Genomic DNA, 24,041 nt, shown 5'->3' on the forward strand with positions numbered 1-24,041 from the left:
GGTTCAAGCCTCATTCTGCCTTCGACGACGCTGGGTAGAGGAAGACGTCCACGGAGTCGCCGCGGTAGTGGAACCGGACGATGCTCCCATTCGGGAGGTCTTCCATGCCGTCGTCGGCCGAAAGGGAGTCGCCGCCGATGTCTGCAAAAAGATCGACCCCGGGCGGCACGCAATTGGCGCCGTCTACAAAGGGACCGGAACGACTGATGAGCATGAAGCACCGGTAGCCCCGTCCGTCCACGAAGAACCAGGGTTCGACTCCCCGATACTGCTGATAGCCGCGGAAGCTGGATTGGCCGGCAGCTTCCCCCCAAGGGAATTCCAGCGTTGACAGGAATTCCAGCATTGAGAGAACGACGACGTCTGCCTCGTCTGCGACTGGATGCAAAGTGGCATCGGGATGCGGTCTTACGATCCATGCCACGGTGAACACACCGGCAAGAAAGACTGCCAGCGCGCCGGCAATAAATGAGTAACGGCGGACTCGTGTTGCCGTGAGCCGACGCCAGATCGACGACGTCGGTCCAATCCTGGACTCCGCCACGATGCTGGTTGTCGAGTCCGGCCATTCGTCAACGATCCTGGTCCAGGTGGGGTGAGCAACTGACCCGGAACCCGGGGCTGCAGCGGGTGCTGTGACGTCGGTGCCTGGTGTGGCGGCGCGGGGACTCGCGGTGCGTGCCGCCTCCAGTTCCGCCAGTCTTGCCAGCGCTGCGGGGTCGGACTGGATATCCGGATGCGGACCGTATGCCCTCCTGCGGAGCTCGTCCAGCTCGCGCTCAGCATCGGACCGGGATGAGGATGGGTCCATCAACCCGCCTCCGGAATGAGGTAGACGTAAGCATCCACCGTGTCGTCACGAAGTACGAATCGGATGATGCCGTCGCCGGCGCGTCCTTCGAATCCTTCAAACCCATCGCCGGACGAGGAGACGTCCATAATGAGATCTGCTGGAGCGGGAGCGCAGCGAGCTTCTGAGAGATTACCGCTCGCCCGGTGCACTGCCACGAGACACGGCGAGTCGAACGCGTTCACCCCGGACCAGATCTCGACACCGAGATACGACCCGTATCCGCGGAGGGTTGAGGGCTCGATCACCAACCGGGGTGCTCCCCCGACCACCAGTTCGTAGAGCTGGTTATCGACCGCGGCGCCGGTCGGATGAAGAGTGGCGTCAGGACGCGGCGCGGATAACAGCAGGGTCGTCGTAACGATCCCGCCCGCGAGGACCAGTGCGCCAACGGCCGGGCCAAGGCGAAGCCACTTTGGCACCGGATGTTCTATCGAGGCAGCGTCGGCGGGGGCCTCCGAGTCTGCCGCACTCTTGCTCGCCGGGGCAATCGGCAGAGAATTGACATCGAGGTTCGCGGCCTCAAGTTCGCGCAATCTCGCTAGGGCCGGAGGGTCGACACTTATGTCTTGATCCGGGCCGTATGCCCGCCTGCGGAGCTCTTGAAACTCGCGGTCGGCGTCCGAAGGGTTCGTGAAGCCTTCCACAGCTGAAAAGTACACCTGTTTGGCAGCGCGGGTCTATACGCTCACACACGGGTGCCGGGCGGTTGTGGGAAGGGCGAAACCTGTGAATTATGCCTGTGAGGAGGCTGGTGTCGGGAAAGCCCGTATGACCCGCCTATTTCTCGCCCCGTGAAGGTCGAACTACTTGGCAGTCTCGCAGCCCTTGGGATACGAGACGTCTCACCGACTGAGCGACCACGGCGACTAGAGTGCCTTCATTTCCGTGGGATCGCTGGAGTTCGTCCGCGGCCGGCGATTCTCGTAACTATGTCTTACAACCTTCTGGTTGAATCGGTGTATCCACCGTTAGTTATGAGACACATCGGAGCAGCCATGACGAAACTGATCGGTTATGCACGCGTTTCGACTCGGCAGCAATCCACCGACCGGCAGCAGGCGGATCTTCTGGCCGCTGGCGTCCGGCGCGATGACCTCTACGTTGACCACGGCATGTCCGGGGCGCAAGCTTCACGACCCCAGTTCGATCGGGCACTCGAGGCGCTGATCGATGGCGACACCCTCGTCATCACGACGCTGGACCGGCTCGGACGATCCACGCTGAACATGCTCGCCTTCGCCGACGAACTCCGCTACCGAGGCGCGGGCCTGCGCGTCCTGAACCTCGGCGGTGGGGACGTCGACACCTCGACACCCATGGGGTCGATGTTGTTCACGATCATGGCGGCTCTGGCGCAAATGGAACACGAGATCAAGCGCGAACGCGTTACCGATTCCATCAGCAAACGCCGAGAGGCCGGAAGGGACCTGGGCGGCCGACCGCGCCGGGTCACTGACAGCCAGGTACGAAGCGCTGTCCGCCTGGTCGAAGGCGGCGAGCCCGCTGCGCAGGTTGCCCGCGATCTCGGAATGTCCCGGGCAACGTTTTACAGACGGTCGCGGGCACTCACTAACTAGTCGCGTCACGGCCTCCCCTAAAGCTCCTCCATGGACCCAGACGGCGAAGGCAGGAAAAATGCTGCGTCCGGCCCTTGGCCTGCGAGGATTTTGCTTTCGAGGAGGTGGATGGTTGTCGCGGTTGCTTCGAGAGTGCGGAGTTGCACGTCGAGCGGATAGCCTTCGTGCGGGTGCCACCTCAGTGGACCCACCCGGTGGGGATAGCCCGACTCTTTCCAGAGGCGTCTGATCAAGCGGCCCGCGGTACGACATTCGGAGACGCTTGTTCCCAGCTCGTCGATAATCGTCCGGAGAAGGCGAAACCAGATTCCGGCGTGCACTTGCCGCCGCGGCAGGTCGACCGATCCCGTTGTCATGGCGTGCCAGGTTCTGCTGTCCATGGCCAGGACCGTGGCAGAGGCAAGCCTCGGTGTTGGTGGCTTGCGCTCCCAGTCCGAGAAGTAACTGACAGTCTTCGCGCGCGGTTCTAGGAGGCAACGGTGAAAAGGGCAGCTAAGCGTCAGTGAAAGCAACCAAAGTAGTTGGTACGGGTACGGCGGTGTTGACGTCGCAATACATTTCGGGCATGCCCGAAATGCCGGTCCTGAGGGAAGCCATGCCTGCCAGGTGGGGAGTTCCCGCGGGCGCCGCCTTCCGGCCGGCAGCAGCACGGAAAACTGTCGGGTGTAGGTCGTGAACGCCGCAGCGTCCGGTTCCGCTTGGTCAATGAGCCAGGGTGCCCAGCCGCTGAGGCTCATCCTCTGGATCCGGTGCAGGTCGAGACCGGTTCGCCGTGCCAGCTCGCGAGTAAATCCAGGGGGCGGGTAGGTGTCGATTTCTTCCGGCCCGTCCAGTGCATAGCCCAAGTCCGACGCAAGATCGTCAAGGTTGGCATGGTAGTGAACGGCGATTCGCCGTAACCACGATGAGAGTGCCTCGACGGGCAGCGGTGCAGGATGTACTGGCCAGCGGCGCGAGACGATCACAGCAGTTGTGTTTCGAACAGCTTGCGCCTTTCGCTGGGGCCGCTGTAATCGGCAATGGTCAGCGTCCGGTGGTTGATCTTCTCCTCCCCGCTTTCAACTGCGGCGATCGCGGCGGCAGTCAGAAGGTGGGCGAGCTCTCCGATCGTGCCCTCGCTGCGTGCGAGCAGGTACCGGGCCATGTCCTCGGTATCGATCGAGGACGGTGATTGGAGAGGGAACGAGGCGGCGAAACTGGCCAGCAGCGACCGGGTTTCGTGGCCCACCTCCCAGAGGGGCAAGACGAACGGTTCGAACCTGTTCTCGAGCTGGTCATCTGACCTCACGGCAAGGTATGCCTCACGCGTGCCGACCCCGACAAGGGGAACGTGGAGCTCGTTGCCCAGAAACCGGAGCAGGTTCAGGAACTCACGCCGCGTCTCGCCCCGGCCGGCCAGGACGTTGTGGAACTCGTCGAGCACCAACATCCGCACACCCACCTCACGCAGCAGGGAGAGCGCCAGCCGCTCGATGTCGGCGAGACGCTGCCGTGGCCGAAACGGCGCACCAATCGCGGAAAGCAGTGCCGTGTAGAACCGAAGCTCAGATGGTTCCGAGGGCATCTGCATGCACACGACCGGAATGTTTTCACGGTCTGCCCCCATCACGGGCGGGTGCTTTCTGCGGAACCGTTCAACAATCATCGACTTGCCGTTGTTTGTTGGCCCGACCAGCAAGAGGTTGGGCATGCGCTGTTTCCTCGGCCAATGAAAGAGCATTTCCAGGCGGTCCACTGCGTCGACGGCCTTCGGATACCCGATCCACCGGTCTGCACGGATACGGTGCAGCCGTTCAGCAGATGGCAGCCTTGCCAGTTCCCTCGATACCGTGTGCAGATGCGTTAGGTCCTGCGTCCGGTTGTCGTCCACGGTCACCATTCCTCTATCTGTTCAAACGGTCGAATGGGAACCCTTGTAGGGTCTGCATCCGGTGGCGCCGGAACCGGCGATGCTCGGTTGGCTGGGTGTGCGGCGCCGGCGTGCTTGCGGCGTTCCGCTTCTCTCCGGACGCGTTTGGTCGTTCTGGCGGCGGTCTCGGTGATTTGGCGCATTTGTTCGATCGTCCGAAACAGCGCCGCCTCATCGACTTGGGCGGCGCCGCGTTCGCGTAGTCGGGCCAGCGCCTGCCGGTGTTCCCACACGCTGACGGCAGGGTTGGAGATCGACCTGTAGGGGACTTCCACATAGTGCTGGCCCTCCGGCTCCAAGACCCACACCCGGCTGATATCACGCGGATCCCTCCGGATGATGAATCGCCCCAGACGCTCCCGCCGGCCGATCCAGGGCTTCAAAGCGTTCGCGAAGTAATGGACATGGTCAATGACGAATCCGGTACGGGTCAGGGTACGGCGGATGACTGGAAGAAAATCGACCAGGAACGACGTCTGGTTCGTCGTGACGGAAGGTGCCCCGGTCGCGGCGATACCGGCGGACCACTGCCCGGCCGGTGTCTGCCCTAACGTGCTGTGCACGCTGCCGTGGTAACGGGCGACCGCAAGCGCCAACCATCGCTCCAACTCAGGCAAAGTCAGCGCGGCCATCTTTTCCGAGTTATACCGGCCACGCTCTGCCGGATTGGAGAAAGTGGTTCCGGGCAGCTCATGGATCATGCGCATCGCCGTGCCGATCACGCGTTCAACAATGCCGCCATAATGCGGTCGTCCCAGCGGCCGGTAGGCCAGTCTGATACCGTGCTGCTCGCACCCGCGCCGCAATGCCTCGCTCTTGAACTCCGCCGCGTTATCCAGGAACAACGATTTCGGCTTGCCGCTCATCGGCCAATCCGCCTCGACGCCGAGCCGTTCGAGCCAGGGTCGTTTGTCCCCGGAGGCGTGGGCAAGGCACAACCCCACGGACACGGCCGAGGGCGGTTCCAACGTGACGACCATGCCCACGAGCGTCCGGCTGTACACATCGATCGCTACGGTCAAATACGGGCGGCCAATCGATCGACGCTCGCGCTCATCCACGATATTCACGTCAATGACCGTGTGATCGATCTGCACCTGGTCCAGGATCGAACCGGTCACCGGCACGTCACCGCCAGAGGACTGCAACGTCCTCACAGCATCCGGGCCTTCCCTGCGCCGACCGACCTCAACCGGGTTCAGCATCGCGATGCGCCGGGCCACCGTGTTCCTGGTCGGGGCCTTCAATCCCTGCCTCGCACAAGCGCGGGCGATCTCGCGGTGGAGCGCCGCCACACTCCACTTCTCGCGTGTGAGGAACCGCCTGCGAATCAAATCGCGAACGATTTCCTAAACCGGCTCAGGCAGACGGTTCCCACCCTTGCCACCAGTGGAACGGCGAACCGCAAGATCAGTCACAAGACCGGAACCTTGGCGGTACCTGCCCAGGAGCACGTAAACGTGGCGGCGGGAAACACCGAGCTCCATGGCTGCCCTGTCAGCGGCCGCAATCCCTGTGGTGCCCCGTGCCGCTAACGATCCGATCACCGCAGCCCGGCTCCGGGCCTGTTCCCACGCAGCATCCGACATCGTCAGCTGTCCCCGCGCAACAATGCGAACCGGATCGGCGTCCATGCCTGCCTCCTTTGGGAACAGGAGTACCGAACAGAAGCGACTTTAGTGCAGAGGAGTACCGACCGGCCAGGGTTCACAAGCCATCTGCACAACCCCGAAAACACGGGGAGCTTTGCGCAATCAGCTTCTGAAAGTGACACAGGCCTGGCGCAGATTCCTGTGACCCTCTCGAAGTGAGACGCCGGTGTCTCGAAAAGCTTTAGGTTACGAGACGGAGGCTACCGCCAAGATCTCTCGGGCGAGTTAGACGCGGGCGGTGAAAAGCTGCCCCAAATTTGGCGCCGTACAACTCTTCATTGTCACGGGTTCTGTGCCGGAGGAGACTTGAGGCGACGGCATCCCACCTCGGGGCCTCCCGCGGGGCCACCCGGCTGCGGGGCCTCACGGTACCCTGTAACGGCTTGGTGGATCGATGGGCTCCATGACACCCCTCGAAGGTGAGCAGAAGGTGTGGAAGTGAGCAGCGGGGTGTGTCGTAAATCAGGGCGTCAGCGGGTAGCGGCGCTCATTGTCAGCCTGGGATTGGCGTTTTGGGTCGGCGGCTGCACCTATGAGGAGCCGGATGGGGAGCAACCGCTTCCCGGTTCGGCCTTTCCGGTGCCTTCGACTTCGGAATCTGAATTATCTGTTGCCCCACGCGAAGGCTGGGGCCCTGATGCCCTGTTCTACACCGATGCGGGAAACCTATATGTCGGGGAAAACAGATGGCCACCGGCTCGCGTGGCGTCATTCACAACGACTTCCACTGGTGTGGTCTATGTGGATGCCGAGACATCGAGGCTTGTTTGGGCAGACTGGGAAAACAGCATCAGGAGGCTCGGCTGGCTGGAACCCAAAGAAACCCGCGCGGGCCGTCAATGGGGTGAGTTTCGGGACATTCGGGACATAGTCGGTAACCCCAGCCATGACCTGGTCTCTTGGGTCCAAAGGGGCGAATACAGCGGGGACATCGTCGTCGTGCGTCCAAGCACCGGGGAGGTGCTCGCCCACGCAGCGATCCCGTCTCTAGCCGCCGAAAAAAGTGTGGTTTACGGATCAATCGATGATGCCGCTGTCTACTACGCAACCTCGCCCGGTGGAGGGGCCGCGGGGGATGTGTGGGTTTGGCGGTGGGCCGCCGGCGAAGCTCCTCAACTGAGCGACCGGCCCGTTGCCGATGTCAGTGGAGACATTTGGGCGGTGGAGAGGGAGGATCGCATCGATTTCGAGAACGCTGACGGAACCGTCTTGTCATCGGTCCACTCTTCCTATGGAGACCGAACGACTTTCGGCAGTGGCCTCAGCCCAGGTGGCCACTTTTGGTACGCCCCGGCCTATGACCTGATTGTCGAGACTGCGACCGGGGCAGCAGTCAAGATCGGGCGCGGTTTCCAGCAGCGCTACGGCTGGGCCGGGCCTGAAGAGTTGGCCCTGATCGGTCCAGGTATCTCGGTTTGCTCGGCGGTATCGGGAAAATGCGAGGGACCATTCAAGTCCATGAACACGACGGGCTACACCTACCACTTCGGACTTCCACTCAACTAAGAGACCCGGGCTAACCATCCCTCCCAAAAGCGTTGAGGTCAGGCAGCCATGCATGCCCAAGGGCCTGGGCAGAGTGCCCGGGCCCTTGCGCACCATCCCGCTTGGATGCAAAGGAGATGCAGGTCAAAACACCACTGGAGGCAGCACGAATCGCCAGATATTGAGGGCCATACGAGGCGCAGGGTGTGTCGCGGTTGCGTCTCGAATCCCTGGCATTACAAGACAGTCGACGGAGCAGACCGCCCGACCTTCTGACAGTGCGGGGAGGCCGTGCTGCAGCAGCTGAACGGCACCAAACGTGCCTTTTAGCGCTGCGAAAATAACGCCATTTACCGCTGCGATTCACACAGCAACTGCGCGGAACGTGTCGGCAAGCTTCCGGCGGCACGGTGATCGACCGGCTTACGGGCACGGTTCGTGAGCGTCGCTATGCGGAGGCTCTTAGGGGCTCGAGGGCGGCTAGGACGAGGTCGAGGCCGAAGATGAACTCCTCTGCCGGGTCGTAGCCGGAAGCGACGAGCGCCGCGGCGGACTCGTTGAGGTAGGGGAACTCGTCAGGAGGAAGCTGGGGCAGGAAGACGTCCTCGGCCATGTCCGCGAACTCATTGGCTGTGTCGAACGGCAGGCTGGCTTCCTGCAGGGCAAAACCGTAGACATAGCTGTCGAGCAACCAGTTGGCGTGCGTCGCCATCAAGACCGGGAAGCCAGCCCTCCGCAGGCAGGCGGTGACCGCTTCGTGGTGGCGGAGGTTCGCGGGCCCCGGCGATGTCCGCGACTCCAGCAGGCCGATCGCCCACCGGTGGCGTGCGAGAACCTGTCGGGCGGATACCGCCCGCCGTCGCATCGCCGACTGCCAGTCGGCCTCTTCGGGCGGGAACTCGATCTCCTCGAACACGATGTCGATCATGGCGTCCAGCAACTCCTCCTTGCTCGCCACGTAGTGGTAGAGCGACATCGCGCCCGCGCCGAGCGCGCCAGCCAGCCGGCGCATGCTCAGCCCGTCGACCCCCTCGCGGTCGGCGAGCCGGACCGCCTCGACCACCACCCGCTGCTTGCTCAGCCGCGCGTCTGACGCGACCTGGCGTTGTTCCCTCGCAGACATGGAATCTCCTCTCGCTCTCTCGAACGCTTGACATTAGTACATCGTACGATCACGATCATAGTACAGCGTACGACGTACGGTGTACGAGCCAGCGAGTCGCAGCTCGGACGTGAGGAGACCTCTGTGGGAATCGAACAGCGATCGAATGCCGCAGCACGCCTGGTGCTGGGGGCGAGTCCGCCCGGGGCGGTGACGATGCAGGCCGCCGTCCAGCACCACTACGGCCCGCCCTCGGTGCTCGAGTCGTCCAAGATAGGGCTACCGCTGCCCGGTCCAGGCGATGTGCTCGTCCAGGTGGGCGCGGCCTCGGTACATCCCGGCGACTACTTCGTCATGACCGGTGAACCGTACGTGGTGCGCCTGGCGTTCGGGTTCCGCCGGCCGCGCCACGGCATCCCTGGCAGGGACCTCGCCGGCGTGGTGGCAGCGGTCGGGAAGGATGTCACCGCTCTCCGCCCCGGCGACGAGGTGTTCGGTTGGAGCACCGCTGGAACGCTCGCGGAGTACGCCTGCGTCCCGGCGGACAACCTCGTGTCCGTGCCTGCCAACCTGTCGGTCGTGGACGCGGCAGCGGTGCCCACGTCGGCCATGACGGCGTTGCAGGCATTGCGCGAGATCGCGAACGTCCGACCGGGCCAGACGGTGCTGGTCACGGGCGCGTCGGGCGGCGTGGGCTCCTTCGCCGTACAGATCGCCAAGGCGTTTGGCGCCGAGGTGACGGGTGTGTGCAGCACCCGCAACGTCGACTTGGTCCGGTCGCTCGGTGCCGACCACGTCGTTGACTACACGAGGACCGACTTCACCCGCAACGAGAAGCGCTACGACGTCATCCTCGACAACGTGGAAGCCCAGCCCCTGGCGGCTGTCTGCCGAGCGCTGATGCCCACCGGCACCCTCATCCCCAACAGCGGACGCGGCGGCCGCTGGCTCGGCCCCATCAGTCGGATCGTCAAAGCGCGCGTGCTGTCCGGGTTCACCCGCCAGCAGCTGAAGCCCTTCCTGTCGGTCGGGAAGCGCCAGGACCTGCTCACCCTGGCCGACCTGCTCACGACCGGGCAGGTCACGCCCGTCATCGACCGCACCTACCCCCTCGACGAAGCAGCCGACGCCCTCCGCTACGTCGCGGCTGGCCACACCCGAGGGAAGGTCGTGATCACCGTCTGACGATCGTACCGACGAGAACGACCCAACCCGTATGTATGCACGCCCAGACCTGCCGCCACTCCGGCGGACGGACCACTCCTCCCGAAAGAAGAAAACGATGACCATCCGAACGAACACCCCAAACCTGCTCGATAACCCGCCGATCCCCGTGCAGGCCAAGCTCGCCGCCGCCTGGACCAGCTTCATGTTCCTCGTCATCTACATCGACTACTTCCACCTCTACCAGCCCGGCGAAATCGACGAAATTCGGGGTGGCGACATCTTTGTGTTCGACATCAGCGGGACATTGTTGACCATTTTCTTCGCGGTCATAGCGATCCCGACCCTGATGGTGATGCTCTCCATGACGCTGCCCGCCCGTGTGAACCGCGCCACGAACCTCGTCGTGGCATCGCTGTACATCCCCGTCTGCGTGTTCAACGCGGCAGGGGCGTCCTGGGAATGGGCCTTCTACTACGGCCTCACCATCGGAGTCGAGGTGCTGATCCTGGCCTTCATCCTGCGCTCCGCCTGGACCTGGCCCCGCACCCCCGCCGTCCCAGCCGGTCCCGCGACGACCGACCTTCGACAGGACCTTCGACAGTAGGTATCCGTGTAAAGTCCTACGGCGTGAAGCCCGCCGCCGCGGACACCGGGCCGACCGTGACCAGCTCAGTCGCGGTATGCGCAGAGAACCTGCTCACGAACGGTCCGGTGTCCGCCGCTGAACGGGTCCGGTTAATCGACATGCGTCCCAGTTGGGGATCCTTTAGCGGACGCGGCGTCAGGCAAAGATCCTGCGCTCCCTGAGAAGATCGGGTCATGGACTCGATCTTCGTGAATGGAACCGTCGGCGTCGGAAAGTCAACCCTCGCGGACGCGCTTAGCGCGGGTGAACAGGGAAGTCATGCCGTCATCGATCTGGACGCAATTCGTAGGCTGAGCCCCGCGCCGACTTCGGACCGGTTTAACCACGAACTCGAGCTGCTCAATCTCCAAAGCCTCACGGACAACTATCGGGCTGCGGGCGCAAAGCGGTTCATTATTGCAGGGGTCATTGAGATAGAAGCCGAAGTACCCCGCTACGTTGACGCACTCGGTTCTGAGGGAATGTTTGTCTGCCGTCTAGTGGCTCGTTCAGACGTGCTGGAGTCACGTCTGCGCTTCCGCCATCGCGACGATCCTGAAGCTCTGCTCTGGCATCTGGATCGGGTCGGCAAACTTACAAACGTTCTTGAAGCTGCAGACATAGATGACGTGGTACTAGATTCGTCCGACATTCCACCCTTTGAGCTGGCAGCGGCTGTTCGGCGAGCTGCCGGCTGGGACTAATCCCGCCCGCGCCTGCACTTTGGGGCGTCCCGGCGAAGGATCCCCTAGCGGTAGCTAAGGGAATGATCGGAGTTCGTGGGCAAGGGCTGGGCTTACTGGTGAAAGGGAAGCTCCGAGTTCCGGGGGAAAGGCAAGACTCCTTGTGCGGGGGTCGTGGTGAACCACTCGCCGCCCTGCTTAGCGGCGAAAATGATCACTCTCTGATTGGGATCGAGCGGATCGCCGCCTGGGTAGGACTCGTCTCCAGTGCAGGTCGGGGGCATGGAGGAGATGTGGAGGTTCCCGCTGCCGGGATCCCCTTTGAGTACCTGTTCGACTTCTACAAGGTGGGTTGTGGCCTTGTGACCGTAGATGCTTGTTTCGCCGACCCGGCTTACGGACTTTCCAATGAGCACCACGCCGGCGTTGTCGTATTGGTCTTGCGGGGTATCGAACCGAACCCAGTCAACGCACGCTACCGGCCACCGCCTGGAATGGGGCTACTGGTAGAACCAAGGATTGAGCTGGTGGAGTTCGCCGTGGGCTCGGCAGTTCCCGGTCCGCCCGTCATCTTGCTGAAGTTGAGTGTGTCAGTTCCGCTCTTCCAGGTGAGAGTCCCGTCGCTGAAGGTTTGCTCAATTGGCCGTTTCAGGAATTCCTGCACCGACTGCTGCTGCTCGCCCGCATTGTCGGTGCATCCGCTCGCGCCGATTGCGATGTTCTTGACGGTGAGCGTGGTGCCGGTGATTGTCCCTGGCCCGCTCATGGGTGCGCATCTGGTTGTCACGGCCAGCCAAAGTTCGCCGTTTACGGTGGCCAACTGCGCAATAACGCCCCCGGAGGCTACCCACGGGAGGTCTTGGTTGTTCGCGGTTCCCGAGATGCCCGTGTATTTCGTGCACGGGGCCGACGGTAGAAACACCGCACACGATTCTTGGGGCTGCGAAGTAGTGATGGAACCAGGAGCACTGGTGGACGTGGGGGATTCGACGGAGACGGGTACGGCGGTTCCCGGCCCGCCTGTCTTCATATCACCGCAGGATGTCAGCAGCACGGCAGTAAATAAGAGAGGAACTGCGTACTGCCACAACCGCGGCTGGTTCCGTTGCATTACAGTTTCCCCCAATGTCCGCTACCGCGTAAGGCTGAGCAAGTGCCCTCAGCATTCCACCCGCCCATCCCCTTGTGAAGGTGTACGACGGAAAAGCAACATCCACTCCAGAGGTCGCCCTGTAAACGTCCGTTGGAGGATCCCCTCGCGGGGGCTTGAGGATGACAAATAGCGCTGCGAAAAGACCGCCATTTATCGCTGCGAGTCACAGGTCCGGCCGCGGAAGCGCGGCGATCGAGGTCCGAAAATTTTGAGAAAGGATTGCACCGGTGAGGGACCGGTTTACGAGACGGGCCCTGATCCTGATTTCCGTACTAGGCTCGCCGGGTGTCTAACAGTCAGAATCCCCAAGTGATCGTACTGAACGGCGGCTCAAGCTCCGGCAAATCTTCAATTGCTCGGACTCTTCAGGAAATCCTCCCGGGCATCTGGTTGACTTTCGGCGTCGACACTTTCATCGACGCACTGCCTGCTGGGGGTGACAGCCCGCGCGCGGGAATCACCTTCGAGCAGGACGGCACCATCACTTTCAGTGCTGAGCATCGGGCCTTGGAACGCAGCTGGTACACCGGACTCAGCGCCATGGCCCGCGCAGGGGCTCATCTGATCCTCGATGAGGTCCTTCTGTCAGGCAGAGCGGGTCAGGAACGTCTTCGGACAGCGTTTAGCGACATGGAGCTGATTTGGGTAGGCGTGCGCTGCGACCCGGACGTCGCCGCATCCCGCGAGGCAGGACGCCTCGACCGCGTGGAAGGGATGGCGCGACAACAAGCCCTGAGCGTGCACGCCGGAGTTGTTTACGACGTCGAGGTCGAGGTCGACACCACGCATAACTCAACGGAAGGGTGCGCACGCGACATCGCGCGCCAGCTCTGGCTTGAGGCTTTCGCCTGCTAAGGGATCACATCCGGGACGGTGGAGGGTATTTTGAGCCTCTGATCGCACGATAGAACCTGATGCGTGCCGAGTAGGCTGCACGTATGAAACCTCGCTGAATCCTCATTGCCGCCCTACTGCTGGTGGTCATTGTGGTGGCGATTATTGTGGGCTGGGCAACTGTCGGTGACCGCCCAGGTCCCATGAATCCTGCGGCGTTCTATCAGTCAAAAGATTGAAACGCGAGAATGTCCGTTGCACGTTCCCCTATGGCGATGTCGCCGGTGACTTTGGCGGGCCTGCTGTTCCCAGGATCAGCTGCCATTTCGCCTCGTGCCAGTCGAGCTCAAATACGAGGTCCCTGCCTTGGTCATCGGTTGCCGTGACTATGTAGTTGTCGGGCGCGCCGTGGTGCTCCTTGTACTGGACCTCATAGCCAGTAGTCGTGAGATTGCTTGCTTTGACAATCAGCCGATCGGCAGCCGCTTCCCGCTCCGTCATGTCAACGGCTGCAAGATCCAGCAGCTTTGGCCGGTCATCATCCATTGCAGCAGCGATGACGGCCTTAGCTGTTGAATCGCGCTGCCTCATGTCCGGATCGAAAGTCCTGTCACAGCCGCTGAGAGCCAAAGTGAGCACGGCGAATATCGCGACAAAGACGGCACATCCCAGATTGCGCATGGTCGTCACCATATCCCTAAGTCCGGAGAGCGACCGGAGTGGGTGCGGAGACACGGTGCGCATGGTCCAGATACTTCAGCCGATCCGCGGAATGTGACCGTTCAGGGTTCGTCTATCGCGACACGACAGCAGGATCAGTTGGTCGATGTCTTCGCCGCGTAACGCCCGACGCCATCGATCAGGCCCGAGGTCGTTGGGCTAGCCAGCAGAGTAATTCGATTGGGGCCGATTAGTTAAGGCGGACTTGGAGCCTTGTGTGGCTGCCCATAGAGGCAACAACGGCTGCTACGGCCGCGGCGAGGGCTGGGACGTAGAACCAGCCGATGCTTGCGGAGCCGATGAGTACGAAGACAACAAGAGCGACAGTAGTCGCGACCGACACTGGAGTCCGCATACGCCCTCGTAGCAGGAGTGGGAGCGCGGTCAGGGCCACGGGGATGAGCAACGACACGAAGGTGGACGGCCCTACTGTCTCAAGCAGGGTCGGATGGCTAACCTGCTCCGGCCCACGAGACGTTACTTTTACCTGGGTGTGCATGGGAACCAGTAGGAGAACCAAGGAAGCAACTGTCGCAAGTGAGACAGCAAGGACCTGGCGAGCATTCCTGGAATCCAGATGGCGTTTCATATGACCCCCAGATGAAGCTGTATAAGTCAACGAAAGCACGGTGAACCGTCCCGGGTTTGATGCCGCTATCTTCTTTGAGAAAGATAGTGACTATGCCCAAGCAGTTCCCGCCCGAAGTCCGTGATCGTGCAGTGCGCATGACCATGGATCGATTGTCCGAATATCCGTCTGTTTATGCTGCCTGCAAGGCACTGGCTCCGAAGCTCGGCGTCGGTCCTGAATCGCTGCGCCGCTGGGTTGTCCAGGCCCAGGTCGATGCCGGTGAGAAGACCGGACCGAGCAGTGACGAGCTGGAAGAAATCAAACGGCTCCGGGCTGAGGTGCGGGACTTGAAAGAGTCCAACGAGATCCTCAAACAGGCCTCGATTTTCTTCGCGAGGGAGCTCGACCCTCGCCGCCGCTGATCTGTCGATTCATCGACGAAATGCGCGCTGAAGGTTATGCGGTCGAGTCGATCTGTGCCGTCCTGCGGGAGCAGGGCGTGCAGGTCGCCGCACGAACCTACCGGGCGTGGAAGAAACGCCTGCCAGCCCTGCGCACCATCGAAGACGCCCGCATCACCGACGCGCTCCGCAGTTTGAAAGTCCCCGATGCGAAGGGACGCCCCCGGCCCGAGATCATCTACGGACGGCGGAAAATGACGCAGTGGCTGCGCCGTAACGGCTTCCCGGAAGCCTCCAAACACACCGTGGACCGGCTCATGCGCGAGGAGGGCATGAACGGCCTCATCAGAGGCCGCAAGACCCGCACCACCATCCCCGGCAAGGACGGACGCCGCGCCGGCGACCTGCTGAACCGGAACTTCACCGCCCCGGCCCCGAACCAGGTCTGGGTCACTGATTTCACCTACGTCCCGGTCTACTCCGGATTCGTCTACGTCGCCCTGGTCATCGACCTGTACTCCCGGGCGATCGTCGGCTGGGAAACCTCCACCGTCAAGGACACCGCGTTCGTCGAACACTGCCTGCGGATGGCACTGTGGCGGCGCGAACACACCGGGCGCCCGGCACCGGCGGGACTGATTCACCACTCAGATTATGCCGAGAAAAGCGTTAAGCCGAGGTTGGGGAGTTTGCCCTTGTGGTTCGGGGGTCGCCGCGCTGTTTCTCGGCTTAACGTTTCGTGCTATTTCAGTGTGTAGAGCAGTTGAAGTTCGTCGTCACTGAGCACGTCGATGCTCATGTCGCTGATTGCCGGGGTGGCGGCATTCATTGCTGCCCGCATCATGTCGAGGGTGGCGAAGGCATAGAACGCCGAGGTGGTGCTCATGCTTTCGTGTCCGAGCAGCTGCATGATGATCGGCAACGGTATGCCTTGCTTGTAGAGGTCCATGGCCTTGGTCTTCCGCAGCATGTGGCAGTGGAGATTTCCCGGGATCGAAGGGCACCGTTCGCGGGCGAGGTCCCCGGCTTTCTTGAGCACCGCGGCGACGGTGTCGCTGGAAAGGGCAGTTGGTTGACCGCGGTGGAAGGTATAGAACAGGGGCCGGGTCGCGGGCCGGTTTGCGCGTTTCGGGTGGAACTCGTCGAGATAGACCTTCAGGTGTTCAACGGTCTTTTCTCCGAGGGGGACGACGCGGCTCTTGTCCCGTTTCCCCGTGAGGGTCAGGTGGGCCGGTCTTGCCAGTGCCAGGTCGTCAATGGTTAGCGCGGTGATCTCGCCGACGCGCGCGCCGCTGTCGTAGAGCAGGATGAGCAGCATGCGGTTCCGACGTGACTTCACGTCCTTGCCGTCATAGGCGGCGAGAATCGCTGCCGTCTCGTTCTCTTGGAGGTATTCGATGGGTTTGCGCGGTGTGGCCGGTGCCTTGATGTTCTTGGCAGCTTGGTAAACCGCGACTAGGGTGAGATCTTCCGCAGACGCGAAATTCAGGAAGGCCTTGACGGCGCTCAGGCGCAGGCCGATGGTTGCGGGGACGTATTCGTTGGTTTGCCGCATCCAGACCATCCAGTCCTTGAGGACCTGCCCGTCGAAGTGGTCAAAGCCGATCTCCTGGCGACGGACCTGCTTCTGCATGACCAGGTAATGGACGTAGCTTTCCAGACTGATCCGGTACGCCTCAATACTGCGCGGCGCCATTTCCCTGACGTTGGGCAAGAAGTCGTGCAGGTAGTTCCGGGCGTAACCCCAGAAGTCGGGGGTCGGTTCGTGCGTTCTGCGTTTCATTCGAATCCCACCTCGGGAAACACACCTTGGCCGTCGTGGGTGAGCGTCGCGTAGCCTTCCATGAAGTCCGGCGATGTGTGGATGTAGTAGAAGGTGCTGTCCAGCGACGCATGCCCCATATATCGGGCGAGGTAGGGCATCATCGCATTGACGTCGGTGCCTTCGGCCATCCATCGTTCGATGTTGGCGTAGGCGAAATGGTGGCGGAAGGAGTAGGGATGAGGCTGTCTGCCACCAACTGCCCTTGGCAACCCGGCTTGATCCCAGATCCGGTTAAACGTCACCCCTATCGAAGCCGGCGAGACCGGGGCTGGGGTCGAGGAGACGAAGAACCCGGGACGCTGTTGCCCGAACTTTCTGCGGGATATCCGGTCGCAGTCGGCGAGGACGTCGATGACCTGGCCGGTGATTGGCAGGCGCCGGCCCCTGTTGCCCTTGGACCACAGCACATCGATTTCCCCTTTATCGAGGTCAACATCCCGGGGTTGTAACCTGCGGGTTTCGCAGGTCCGAAGCCCGCACGAATGCATCAGCGCAAAAAACGCGACGGACTGCCATTTCCACGGCGAACTGGTCTCCAGCTCAGTAGCGGATTGGAAGAACAACGAGATTTCTTCGCGGCTCAACAAATAGGGCTGGGAGTGGGAGAACCCGCTCTTCCAGGACTCGGCAAGCACATACGCTTCGGGGTCCCCGTGGGTCCGCATCCAACGGCCAAAATCCCTGATGTATGACATCCAGGACGGGCTGGACCCCGGCTGGGATGACTTCTTGAACATGACCCAGCCCTCGATGGCCTGCTGGTCAAAAGACGCCACTTCGTGTTCCGTGCAGTAGGTGTCGAAGCTGCGCAGATACCAGATGCGCGAATCGCCGTAGCAGCCCATACTTTGCTTGAAGGCAAGATACCGCGTCAGTTCCCCGGCAAAAACACTGGTGAATCCGTACGTGCTCATCGCAATGCCCCTTCCGGCAGCGGAAGGACACACGAGCGCAATCGTTCGATATCCGCACTCAGATACACATTGGTCGAGTCACTGTGGGCATGGCCGAGGATCGCCGAGATCGTCGGCAACGCGGTGCCCGCCCGCAACAGCCTGGACGCCGCGTTGTAGCGAAGGACCCGCGTTCCAACCTTCCCATCCTCCACCCCGGACGCACGAAAGACCTTGTTGACGATCACGTAAATCGCAGCATGGTCAGCCAAGGCAACATGCGGGGCCTTCAGCCGCAAGAACACCTCTTCCTCATCGGAGACCGGCCGCTCGTCAAGCACGTAGTGCGCAAGCTTGGCCAGGACCAGTGGCGGTAACGGCAGAGTCAACGGGTTGCCGGTCTTTTGCTGCACGAGCCCTATCGTGCCGCCCCGCCAATCAATGTCCACCAGCCGCAGGCCGCGGATATCGCACGCACGCAACCCGGTGGACAACGAGAGCAAGGCAATCGCCGCATCCCGTGACGACACCAAACCTTGCCGGCAGCCGTCAACAACTTTCCGTTCAACTCCGGCATCAAGCAAGGGAACAATCTCGTGGTGACGCTTGGCCCGGGCCAAGGCCAGCGCATCAAGCAGATCCGTGCGGGACGTGAATTTCAGGAACGGGCGGAAGCTGGCCACCGCCGACCACATGCTCGAATCAGCCCACCGGCTTCGAAGGGACTCGAGAAATCCCAGGACGCTGGACCCGTCGGCGGCAGCCCACGAGGAAATCCCGGCCGCCTCCAAGAAGATCAGATACTCGCAGGCCAACGAACCGAAACAATCTTGTGTGGAACGCGCGAGGCCACGCTGCCCCATCTCCTGGGACCATGCAGCCAGTAGCTTGGAGAATTCCAGGCTGCTGGGCTTTTCCTTCTGCCTCCCCCGGGGTCTCATGGAAAGATCCACGGCGCCGGTAAGCAGGTACGAGTCAAATAACCACACCAACCGGCCGTAATCGGTACGGCGCTGGGCACTGTACCGCCCGGTCCGCGGGCTCGTCGTCATCGAGGCGAATTCCGCACCCAACTCGCTTGTGTAGACGAAATCCTGTTTCTTGGCCAGAAACCCCAGCCACTTGATGGACTTGCGTAACTGGCCGATCGTGGACTGCATATAGCCAGCGTCTTCCAACGCGGCCACAACGACATCTCCGATAGCCGTGACTGTCGTATCCATTGCCTTGTCCTTCCGCTGGGAGCATGGATACAACGCAGGTTAGGCGGAAACATTAAGCCGAGGAACAGGCACGCGACCCCCGAACCACAAGGGCAAACTCCCCAACCTCGGCTTAACGCTTTTCTCGGCATAATCGCTGTTAAGCCGAATTCGGCTTAACAGCGATGCGGGAAGCCAGTACAACCTCCATCCGTTACACCGACACCCTGGCCCTGGAGGGCCTGCAGCCGTCCATTGGCAGCGCCGGTGATGCGTATGACAATGCAGCCGCCGAGACGGTGATGGGGCTGTTCAAGAACGAGGCAGTCGCGAAGGATTCACCGTTCCGCGCCGGGGCGTTGAAGACCGAAACCGACGTGATCGAGATCGTCTTCGAGTGGGTCCACTGGTACAACAACGAACGACTGCATTCCGCCCTGGATCACCAGACGCCAAAGGAATACGAGCAGACATATTATGATCTATAAACCGGCTCGTTACCCGACGCCGCCGCCAACAAACAGGCGGCATGATTCCCGGGACGGTTCACGGTTAGGGTGATTCCACTAGAGGACAGTTGGGATCGAACAGAACGTCCCGTTAGCGTTCGGCTTTTGGAACATTAAAGCGGCGCGTTGTCTGGGGCTGTCTTCTCCGCTGTGTGTGCGTCAGGAACCGGCCCGCCCGCCGGAAGTCACGGACGAGGAGCCCAATCGCGATCACTATCGCTCCCACGCCAAGTGCCATCAGCCATGTGGAAAGTGTGTCACCGAGCAGGGCAAAGTTGACTGCTTGAGGAATGAAGATGAGCGGATAGAACGGTGCAAGGACCAGTTGGGTGGCGAGCCCTTTTCGCAGTTGCACCGCCGCAGCCCGGGTAACCGAAAGATGCTCCGAATCTATGGGTGCCTTCCCTGCAATCTGACGCCGGACCTGCTTTTGTTCCTCGCTTTCCAGGGAAAGCAGCACGTTGACCTTCCCCGATTTGGCCGCGGGTACCACTCTTTTCGCTTTATAGACCAGCCCACCAACCACGGCACCCAGCACCGCAAGCAGGGACCCGATCGCCAGAATGTCGGACAGTCCGACAGCGTGCCACGGAGACCTAAGACTCCGGCCGCGGTCCCGACCGCCACCAGGAACAGTCCCGCCGGGAAGTAGCGCGTGAAATAGGTCTTCACAGCCTCCCCCAGGCCGTAGTCTTCAATGCCCTAGGCTCTTCTTATGGCATGTGCCCAGCGGTCGTTCGACTCAGCCATGAGATCGTCAATCCCGCTCATCGTCTTCTACTTCCCCGAAGCACAAAACGCCGACAGGACGCCTATGAAAACCTGCTGATGCGCCCTGTCCAGATTCTCAAATCCTGAACTATACGCGCCAATAAGCCAATGGTCCGCGCCCGCTGTTCCTGGTCAACGAGTCCGCTCAGGCGACAGCTTTGGCGAGGATTCGGCAGTCTCCTCAGTCAGGGCAACGATGACAGGCCGGCGGAACTGCCCCGTAGAGGATTCCCCAGAGGGGATTCACTAGGACCAGGCGTGAGTTGGTGCAGACGACTTTGGACATTCCGTGAAGCCGACTTCGGAAAATCACAGCTGAGGCAGCGTGCTGAGGCAAATCGTCAGGACCCAGGCAGGACGTCCGTAATCCGCCACCGGCCGTCAACGGAGACCAGCACCAGTCTGAGGTTCTGGGCGGCTGCAGGGGCGCCGGCCGCCACGATCGCTCCGGAAGCGTCCCTTTCCTCATAGGGCGACGTGGCTGACGTGACACTGACAACAACCTGGCCGGAGGGACTGCCGGGCTGGACCTGCAGATCCGCTACGGAACTCGTGAATCCGGCCAGGACGTGGCCTGACTCCTGGAGCTCGGCCTTAAGGCCTGCATCCGCGGCAGAGGCCGCCGATCCCGGGGCATTAACCAGATCCAGCAGCTCCAGCCGGCCGGAGCTGAAGGCCAGGGACCTCACGGCGGCCAATCCCCGGACTGCTTCGAGCGGGTCCGCCGAGTCCAGCTGGGCCGCGGCGTCGGCCGGGACTCCTGCGGCGGCGAGCATGGTGTCCAGCTCGCCGGTGACTACCTCGCCGGTCTCCGCACTCTCCGCTTCTGCCCGTGCGCCGGTCCTGTCGCCGGCACTGGCAGCGACCGCCCCTGGTCCGCCGGGCACCGCCCACGGCCCGTCCGGCCCAAAGGCGCCAGCGGCCCAGATGGCTCCCGCCACGATGGCCCCGGTTCCCACCGCCAGCAGCACCGTGCCCCGATTGCGTCCGGCAATCGCCACACGCCCGCCGCGCCGGTTTGGTCCGGGGCCCACCACCTTCTGCCACGCCACCGTCCGACGCTTCGCCCCGGGGATTTGTTCGTGATCCTTCGGGCCAGGTTCCACGGCATGCCTGCCGCGCTGCGCCGACCTTTCCCCGTCGACAGCCTGGACCATTGCGCTGACGCGGCTTGCCGCTGGTGCGCTGGCCTCTGTTGCCCGGGGCTCCAGTGCGCCCACCACGGGCATCTCCGCGTTCTCCCCAGCCGGGAACGGAAGGACCTGCCGCACCCCCACCACCCCGGACCAACGCGACGTCGAGATCCGGCGCCGCCAGGCCCGGAGACCATTCCGCAGCGCGCCGCCGGGATGTTCCGGGACGGGGCGCCGCGTCAGTAGCTGCGGGATAACCGTGGCGTGGACGGAGGACGCGAGGTCCACCGGCAGCGGCGGGGCACTGCGGTAGACCGCCGTCGCCAGCTCAACAGCCGTGGGCCGGAGCCGCCGGTCCTCATTAAGGCCAGCCTCCAAGGCCGCGGCCAGCTCGACTGGAACGTCAGGGAGCAGGAGGGAAAGAGGCGGACGGTCGGCGGTACGGCGTGGCGGCTGGCCCGTAAGGCAGTACCACCCCAGCGCCGCCACCGAGTAAACGTCGCGTTCCGGCTGCAGCCCCGCCCTCACGGCGTCCACCGGCGCCGGATCCATGAACCCCGGGGTGCCATGGTCCGGCACTGCCGAAACATCACCCACCATCCTGGCGATGCCGACGTCGGACAGCATTGGCTTGCCATGGCCTGTAAAGAGGACGTTCCCGGGCGATACGTCACCGTGGGTGAACCCCTGGCCGTGCAGGTAGCCAAGTACCTGAGCAATAGGGGTGAGCACGGTGACCGTCTCCCCGATGGTGAGCTTGGCCCTGCTGCCAACCAACTCTCCGAGGGAACCACCGGGCGCGTAATCCAGCAGCAGCCCTACTGTCCCTCCAGCCGTCACTGCTGATCCGGCAGGCTCGCGAAGACGGAGGGCGTCGTGGGCTTTGATGAGGTGCTGGTGGTCAAGGACAGAAAGAATGCGGATTTCACGGCGGATGGCCTCCTCGGCGTCGGCCCCGGTGTCCCTGCCTTCGCCGGGACCGGTCGCGCTGCTGTGCCCTGCACCGAGGCATTTCAGCGCAAACTCGCGGCCGGACCTTTCGTCCGTAACCAGCCACACGGTTGAACTTCCGCCGCGGCCCAGCACGCGGCCCACCAGGAACCCGGGAACCACGGGGGCAGTGAAATCATCCATGACTCATGTCTAGCGGAATCCCGGAATGCCTGCAGAAGTTATCCACAGGCCCACTGGATCCGACAACGCACGAGTCAGTGCATGAGAGGTCCGACACTATAACCGGACCCCTCGCGGATCGGGGTCTAAGCTTGACGGCATGACTCTTGAGTTTTCACAGGTGGGTCTCGCCCCGGACTTCGTTGACTACACGCGCGGCTGGGATCTGCAGCGCGGGATCCACAGCAAGGTCGTCGCAGCCGAAGCGCCCAGCACCGTCCTCATCCTTGAACATGCCGCCGTCTATACAGCGGGCAAGCTCACCGACGAGCACGAGCGCCCGTTGGACGGCACGCCCGTAGTGGCGGTGGACCGCGGCGGAAAGCTGACCTGGCATGGCCCCGGCCAGCTGATCGCGTATCCGATCCTCAAGCTGAAGAACCGGTCAGGCATCCGAGACTACGTTGAGCGGCTCGAAGAGGTCATGATCGCCGTTATGGCTGACTATGGCATCACCGCTGAGCGCATCAAGGGACGCGCCGGCGTGTGGATCACGGCTGACAGCAAGGGCCCGGACCGGAAGATTGCAGCAATCGGCATCCGCGTCCTGGACGGGGTCACAATGCACGGCGTCGCCATTAACTGCAACAATGATCTGGCGCCCTATGCCCAGATCATCGCCTGTGGCATCACCGACGCCAGCGTCACCACAATGTCCATCGAAACCGGCAGGAACATCGCCCCGAGCGATATCGCGGACCGGTTCGTGGAAGAATTTCGCAAGCACGAAGAAGCACTCGTTTCAATCCCTGAGGGAGCACTCCTGTGACACTGGCACCAGAAGGCCGGAAGCTGCTGCGCGTTGAGCAGCGCAACTCTGCAGTACCTGTGGAGCGGAAGCCGGAGTGGATCAAGGCGAAGGTCCAGATGGGGCCGGAGTATGTCCAGCTCAAGAACCTGGTCAAGAAGGAAGGCCTGCACACGGTGTGTGAGGAGGCCGGCTGCCCGAACATTTTTGAGTGTTGGGAAGACAAGGAAGCCACGTTCCTGATCGGCGGGTCCGAATGCACCCGGCGCTGTGATTTCTGCCAGATCGACACGGGCAAGCCGTCCCCGGTGGACATGTTCGAGCCCACGAAGGTGGCCCGGTCGGTCCTGGCCATGCAGCTGCGCTACGCCACGGTCACCGGGGTGGCCCGGGATGATCTGGCCGATGAGGGCGTGTGGCTGTACGCCGAGACGGTCCGGAAGATCCACGAGCTGAACCCGGGCACCGGGGTCGAACTGCTGATCCCTGACTTCTCCGGCAAGCCCGAGCACATCGCGGCGATCTGTGATTCCAAGCCGGAGGTCTTCGCGCACAACGTCGAGACCGTGCCCCGGATTTTCAAGCGCATCCGGCCCGCGTTCCGGTACGACCGGTCCCTGGATGTCATCACCCAGGGCCGCAAGCTGGGCATGGTGACCAAGTCCAACCTGATCCTGGGCATGGGCGAGACCCGCGAGGAGATCTCCGAAGCCCTGCGCGACCTGCACGAGGCCGGGTGTGACCTGATCACCATCACCCAGTACCTGCGCCCCTCCGAACGGCACCTGCCGGTGGACCGGTGGGTCAAGCCGCAGGAGTTCGTGGACCTCCAGGACGAGGCCAACGAGATCGGCTTCCTGGGGGTCATGAGTGGCCCGCTGGTCCGTTCCTCCTACCGGGCCGGCCGGCTCTGGGCCACCGCGATGCGCAAGAAGGGCTGGGAAATCCCCGCCGAACTCGCCCACATCGAGTCCTCCGGCAGCACCCGCCAGGAAGCCAGCTCACTGCTGGCCGCCCGCGCCTGAGCCGTAGTTTGCTATCCCTGAGGGCCGGCA

The 24,041-nt window shown here is 62.5% G+C and carries 23 protein-coding genes and 1 pseudogene; 11 read left to right on the top strand and 13 right to left on the bottom strand.

The annotated features are described in order from the left end of the window. Nucleotides 1-10: 10 nt before the first annotated feature. Together MUN23_RS00575 and MUN23_RS00580 are read right to left on the bottom strand one after the other, a co-directional pair. Nucleotides 11-811, bottom strand: a complete 801-nt coding sequence (locus tag MUN23_RS00575; RefSeq protein WP_248761610.1) for a hypothetical protein — start codon at nucleotides 809-811, stop codon at nucleotides 11-13. Continuing rightward, nucleotides 811-1,272 carry a hypothetical protein gene (locus MUN23_RS00580; RefSeq protein ID WP_248761612.1) on the bottom strand — a complete coding sequence of 154 codons (462 nt, stop codon included), beginning with the start codon at nucleotides 1,270-1,272 and terminating at the stop codon, nucleotides 811-813. The genes MUN23_RS00575 and MUN23_RS00580 overlap by 1 nt, the downstream gene beginning before the upstream one ends. Before the next feature lie 576 nt (nucleotides 1,273-1,848). On the opposite strand from MUN23_RS00580, the gene MUN23_RS00585 reads away from it, so the two are divergent. Next, nucleotides 1,849-2,430: a recombinase family protein gene (locus tag MUN23_RS00585; protein ID WP_248761613.1), complete on the top strand. Its 582-nt coding sequence runs from the start codon at nucleotides 1,849-1,851 to the stop codon at nucleotides 2,428-2,430. A gap of 17 nt (nucleotides 2,431-2,447) precedes the next feature. Here the strand turns inward: MUN23_RS00585 and MUN23_RS00590 are convergent, their stop codons facing one another. From MUN23_RS00590 to MUN23_RS00600, 3 genes and pseudogenes are all read right to left on the bottom strand, one after another. Beyond that, nucleotides 2,448-3,395, bottom strand: coding sequence for a TniQ family protein (locus tag MUN23_RS00590; protein WP_248761615.1), 948 nt, complete (start codon nucleotides 3,393-3,395; stop codon nucleotides 2,448-2,450). Beyond that, nucleotides 3,392-4,300, bottom strand: coding sequence for a TniB family NTP-binding protein (locus MUN23_RS00595; RefSeq protein WP_371876021.1), 909 nt, complete (start codon nucleotides 4,298-4,300; stop codon nucleotides 3,392-3,394). Before MUN23_RS00595 ends, MUN23_RS00590 begins: the two co-directional genes overlap by 4 nt. 2 nt (nucleotides 4,301-4,302) lie before the next feature. Beyond that, nucleotides 4,303-5,973: pseudogene (locus MUN23_RS00600) on the bottom strand (Mu transposase C-terminal domain-containing protein). A gap of 456 nt (nucleotides 5,974-6,429) precedes the next feature. On the opposite strand from MUN23_RS00600, the gene MUN23_RS00610 reads away from it, so the two are divergent. Beyond that, nucleotides 6,430-7,497, top strand: a complete 1,068-nt coding sequence (locus tag MUN23_RS00610; RefSeq protein ID WP_248761620.1) for a hypothetical protein — start codon at nucleotides 6,430-6,432, stop codon at nucleotides 7,495-7,497. A gap of 427 nt (nucleotides 7,498-7,924) precedes the next feature. On the opposite strand, the gene MUN23_RS00615 is transcribed toward MUN23_RS00610, so the two are convergent. Then, nucleotides 7,925-8,599, bottom strand: a complete 675-nt coding sequence (locus tag MUN23_RS00615) for a TetR/AcrR family transcriptional regulator (protein WP_248761621.1) — start codon at nucleotides 8,597-8,599, stop codon at nucleotides 7,925-7,927. A gap of 123 nt (nucleotides 8,600-8,722) precedes the next feature. On the opposite strand from MUN23_RS00615, the gene MUN23_RS00620 reads away from it, so the two are divergent. The 3 genes from MUN23_RS00620 to MUN23_RS00630 all read left to right on the top strand — a co-directional run bounded on the left by MUN23_RS00620 (nucleotide 8,723) and on the right by MUN23_RS00630 (nucleotide 11,074). Continuing rightward, a complete protein-coding gene (locus MUN23_RS00620; protein ID WP_248761622.1) occupies nucleotides 8,723-9,763 on the top strand; it encodes an NAD(P)-dependent alcohol dehydrogenase in 1,041 nt (346 codons plus the stop codon). 97 nt (nucleotides 9,764-9,860) lie between these two features. Then, a complete protein-coding gene (locus MUN23_RS00625) occupies nucleotides 9,861-10,349 on the top strand; it encodes a DUF6326 family protein (RefSeq protein WP_248761623.1) in 489 nt (162 codons plus the stop codon). Nucleotides 10,350-10,564: 215 nt separating this feature from the next. Next, the gene (locus tag MUN23_RS00630) at nucleotides 10,565-11,074 is read left to right on the top strand and encodes an AAA family ATPase (RefSeq protein ID WP_248761624.1); all 510 of its coding nucleotides are present in this window, start codon (nucleotides 10,565-10,567) and stop codon (nucleotides 11,072-11,074) included. Between the two features lie 454 nt (nucleotides 11,075-11,528). Here MUN23_RS00630 and MUN23_RS00635 read toward each other — a convergent pair whose 3' ends face one another. After that, nucleotides 11,529-11,819 (bottom strand): hypothetical protein, encoded by a 291-nt coding sequence (locus tag MUN23_RS00635; RefSeq protein WP_248761626.1) that lies wholly within the window; start codon nucleotides 11,817-11,819, stop codon nucleotides 11,529-11,531. Nucleotides 11,820-12,515: 696 nt separating this feature from the next. Here MUN23_RS00635 and MUN23_RS00640 point away from each other — a divergent pair. Beyond that, nucleotides 12,516-13,061, top strand: coding sequence for a chloramphenicol phosphotransferase CPT family protein (locus tag MUN23_RS00640; protein WP_248761627.1), 546 nt, complete (start codon nucleotides 12,516-12,518; stop codon nucleotides 13,059-13,061). Between the two features lie 246 nt (nucleotides 13,062-13,307). On the opposite strand, the gene MUN23_RS00645 is transcribed toward MUN23_RS00640, so the two are convergent. Next, a complete protein-coding gene (locus MUN23_RS00645) occupies nucleotides 13,308-13,721 on the bottom strand; it encodes a hypothetical protein (RefSeq protein ID WP_248761628.1) in 414 nt (137 codons plus the stop codon). A gap of 720 nt (nucleotides 13,722-14,441) precedes the next feature. Here MUN23_RS00645 and MUN23_RS00650 point away from each other — a divergent pair. Continuing rightward, nucleotides 14,442-14,753, top strand: coding sequence for a transposase (locus MUN23_RS00650; RefSeq protein ID WP_181032617.1), 312 nt, complete (start codon nucleotides 14,442-14,444; stop codon nucleotides 14,751-14,753). A 20-nt stretch (nucleotides 14,754-14,773) separates the two neighbouring features. Beyond that, nucleotides 14,774-15,490, top strand: a complete 717-nt coding sequence (locus MUN23_RS00655) for a DDE-type integrase/transposase/recombinase (RefSeq protein WP_248761629.1) — start codon at nucleotides 14,774-14,776, stop codon at nucleotides 15,488-15,490. Here the strand turns inward: MUN23_RS00655 and MUN23_RS00660 are convergent. Genes MUN23_RS00660 through MUN23_RS00670 form a run of 3 tightly spaced genes read right to left on the bottom strand, consistent with a single transcriptional unit; the run spans nucleotide 15,475 to nucleotide 18,673 of the window. Then, on the bottom strand, nucleotides 15,475-16,515 hold the full coding sequence (locus MUN23_RS00660) for a tyrosine-type recombinase/integrase (protein WP_248761630.1): 1,041 nt from the start codon (nucleotides 16,513-16,515) through the stop codon (nucleotides 15,475-15,477). The genes MUN23_RS00655 and MUN23_RS00660 overlap by 16 nt on opposite strands. Beyond that, on the bottom strand, nucleotides 16,512-17,471 hold the full coding sequence (locus MUN23_RS00665; RefSeq protein ID WP_248761631.1) for a tyrosine-type recombinase/integrase: 960 nt from the start codon (nucleotides 17,469-17,471) through the stop codon (nucleotides 16,512-16,514). Before MUN23_RS00665 ends, MUN23_RS00660 begins: the two co-directional genes overlap by 4 nt. After that, nucleotides 17,468-18,673 (bottom strand): tyrosine-type recombinase/integrase, encoded by a 1,206-nt coding sequence (locus MUN23_RS00670; protein ID WP_248761632.1) that lies wholly within the window; start codon nucleotides 18,671-18,673, stop codon nucleotides 17,468-17,470. Before MUN23_RS00670 ends, MUN23_RS00665 begins: the two co-directional genes overlap by 4 nt. A 164-nt stretch (nucleotides 18,674-18,837) precedes the next feature. Here MUN23_RS00670 and MUN23_RS00675 point away from each other — a divergent pair, with 164 nt between their 5' ends. Beyond that, nucleotides 18,838-19,140, top strand: coding sequence for an integrase core domain-containing protein (locus MUN23_RS00675; RefSeq protein ID WP_371875959.1), 303 nt, complete (start codon nucleotides 18,838-18,840; stop codon nucleotides 19,138-19,140). Nucleotides 19,141-19,252: 112 nt separating this feature from the next. Here MUN23_RS00675 and MUN23_RS00680 read toward each other — a convergent pair whose 3' ends face one another. Together MUN23_RS00680 and MUN23_RS00685 are read right to left on the bottom strand one after the other, a co-directional pair. After that, nucleotides 19,253-19,621: a hypothetical protein gene (locus MUN23_RS00680; protein ID WP_248761634.1), complete on the bottom strand. Its 369-nt coding sequence runs from the start codon at nucleotides 19,619-19,621 to the stop codon at nucleotides 19,253-19,255. Between the two features lie 652 nt (nucleotides 19,622-20,273). Next, nucleotides 20,274-22,199, bottom strand: coding sequence for a serine/threonine-protein kinase (locus MUN23_RS00685; RefSeq protein ID WP_248761636.1), 1,926 nt, complete (start codon nucleotides 22,197-22,199; stop codon nucleotides 20,274-20,276). A 139-nt stretch (nucleotides 22,200-22,338) separates the two neighbouring features. Here MUN23_RS00685 and lipB point away from each other — a divergent pair, with 139 nt between their 5' ends. Both lipB and lipA read left to right on the top strand, forming a co-directional pair. After that, nucleotides 22,339-23,007 carry a lipoyl(octanoyl) transferase LipB gene (lipB, locus tag MUN23_RS00690; RefSeq protein ID WP_248761638.1) on the top strand — a complete coding sequence of 223 codons (669 nt, stop codon included), beginning with the start codon at nucleotides 22,339-22,341 and terminating at the stop codon, nucleotides 23,005-23,007. Beyond that, nucleotides 23,004-24,011, top strand: a complete 1,008-nt coding sequence (lipA, locus tag MUN23_RS00695) for a lipoyl synthase (RefSeq protein WP_141140115.1) — start codon at nucleotides 23,004-23,006, stop codon at nucleotides 24,009-24,011. Before lipB ends, lipA begins: the two co-directional genes overlap by 4 nt. Nucleotides 24,012-24,041: the final 30 nt, after the last annotated feature.

The organism is Pseudarthrobacter sp. SSS035 (assembly GCF_023273875.1).
Lineage (GTDB): Bacteria > Actinomycetota > Actinomycetes > Actinomycetales > Micrococcaceae > Arthrobacter.